The 1,192-nt window shown below is 47.7% G+C and carries 1 protein-coding gene; it reads left to right on the forward strand.

From position 1 onward, the window contains the following. Positions 1–69: 69 nt before the first annotated feature. Positions 70–1,178 (forward strand): IS3 family transposase gene (locus LRP50_RS25270; protein WP_274167155.1). Its coding sequence is split into 2 segments (ribosomal slippage): positions 70–322 and positions 322–1,178, totalling 1,110 coding nucleotides; the frame shifts between segments, so codons are not numbered across the junction. The last annotated feature ends 14 nt before the right edge of the window (positions 1,179–1,192 follow it).

Raw genomic sequence — 1,192 nt, forward strand, 5'->3', positions numbered from 1 at the left:
TGTCCACTTCCCCTATGCTGAGACAGTCTAAACTGGAGTTTTCTGCCCCAGATAATGCAGGAGAGCACCATGAAGAAGTCACGGTTCACTGAATCACAGATTGTCACGATCCTCAAAGAAGCCGACGCTGGCATGAAAGTTGACGATATTTGCCGTCAACACGGCATCAGTAGCGCAACCTATTACAATTGGAAAGCCAAGTATGGTGGGCTTGATGCATCTGAACTAAAGCGCATCAAGGAGCTAGAGGCAGAAAATGCCAAGCTCAAAAAAATGTTTGCCGACGTCAGTTTGGAAAACCATGCGATGAAGGAGCTGTTCGCAAAAAAGGGTTGGTAGTGTGTGAGAAGCGAGATTGTACACGCACGTTAGTCGCCGCTGGGCTGAGTGTTCTTCGTGCATGCCGGCTCACGGCACTGGGACGCGCGAGTTACTATCGAGAGCCCAAGGATTGGCGTATTGCCGATACTGAGGTTATTGATGCCATTAATGTGGTACTTGAAAAAGCCCCTAATGCTGGGTTCTGGAAGTGTTTCTGGCGAATAAAGCGAAAACATAAACGTTTCAATCATAAACGGGTATACCGTGTTTACTGCCGTATGGGACTAAATCTAAAACGGCGTCAAAAACGCGTACTACCGCCACGAATTGCTATGCCGCTGGATGTGGTGGACACACCAAACCACCAATGGGCACTCGACTTTGTTCATGACTCCCTGTATTGCGGTAAACGCTTTCGGACGCTCAATATTCTCGATGAGGCAACACGCGAATGTTTAGCAATAGAAGTCGATACGAGCTTGCCTGCGGGACGAGTGGTACGTGTCCTCGAACAGTTGGAACAAGAGCGCGGCCTACCAAAACAGCTTCGTATGGATAACGGGCCCGAGCTTATATCTGAACAATTAACTAATTGGTGTAAAGCTCATGATATCGAGCTTATATATATCCAGCCTGGCAAACCTCAACAAAACGGATTTGTAGAGCGCTTTAATGGCTCATTCCGTCGGGAGTTCCTCAATGCTTATTTGTTTGAATCCATAGAGCAGGTTCGAGATATGGCATGGGTGTGGATGTGTGATTATAACGAAGAACGTACCCACGAAAGCTTAGGAAACATCCCTCCGGCCGAATACCGGAGGAAATTGGAGACCTCTAGCTATGCATTGTCTCGCTAAAGGGGAAGTGGACA

The organism is Enterovibrio gelatinilyticus, from assembly GCF_028683095.1.
In the GTDB taxonomy this organism is placed as follows: Bacteria; Pseudomonadota; Gammaproteobacteria; order Enterobacterales; family Vibrionaceae; genus Enterovibrio; species Enterovibrio gelatinilyticus.